The organism is Hymenobacter terricola, from assembly GCF_017921975.2.
In the GTDB taxonomy this organism is placed as follows: domain Bacteria; phylum Bacteroidota; class Bacteroidia; order Cytophagales; family Hymenobacteraceae; genus Hymenobacter; species Hymenobacter terricola.
This window is the reverse complement of record NZ_JAGEMO020000059.1, coordinates 1-545: the sequence shown is the minus strand read 5'-3', so window position 1 is coordinate 545 and position 545 is coordinate 1. Positions and strand designations below refer to the sequence as shown.

Below are 545 nucleotides of genomic sequence, written 5' to 3'. Positions count from 1 at the left end.
CGCCCGGCGAGGCGCCGGTACTTGCCTAGCCAAGCAAAGGTGCGTTCGACGACCCAGCGCCGGGGCAGCACCACAAAGCCTTTTTGCCCCGGCGGCTTGCTCACCACTTCCACCCGCAGACCCAGCGCTTGGGCTGCTTGGTTCACGAGGGGGCCTTGATAGCGGCCGTCGCCCCAAACGAGTTGCAGGTTCGGGGCACGGGCTTTGGCTTCAGCCAGCACCGCCCCGGCCCCGACCGGGTCTTGCACGCTGGCCGACTGGACCTGCACCGCCAGGGGTAGCCCTTCGGTATCGACCACGATATGGCGCTTACGGCCCGCTACTTGTTTGCCCGCATCGTCGCCGTGACAGCCCCCCTTTTAGCACCCGTCCGAACCGACGGCGTGTCAATGGCCCCCGCTGTGGGCTCGGCCGCGCGCTGCGGTTGGCGTACGCTCCGGCGCAGGCCATCCATCAACCGGTCCCAGGTCCCGTCCTCGCGCCACGCCTCGAACTGCTTGTAGACCGTGCGCCAGGGCGGTAGGTCATGCGGCAACAGCGCCCAG

Annotated in this window: 2 protein-coding genes; both read right to left on the bottom strand. The window is 68.6% G+C overall.

The features are described from left to right. The coding region (locus J4G38_RS21715; RefSeq protein WP_317198222.1) for a transposase at positions 1-299 on the bottom strand (299 nt) is incomplete at its 3' end. 20 nt (positions 300-319) lie between these two features. Continuing rightward, a partial coding sequence (locus J4G38_RS21710) for a transposase (RefSeq protein ID WP_226163652.1) occupies positions 320-545 on the bottom strand: 226 nt, incomplete at its 5' end.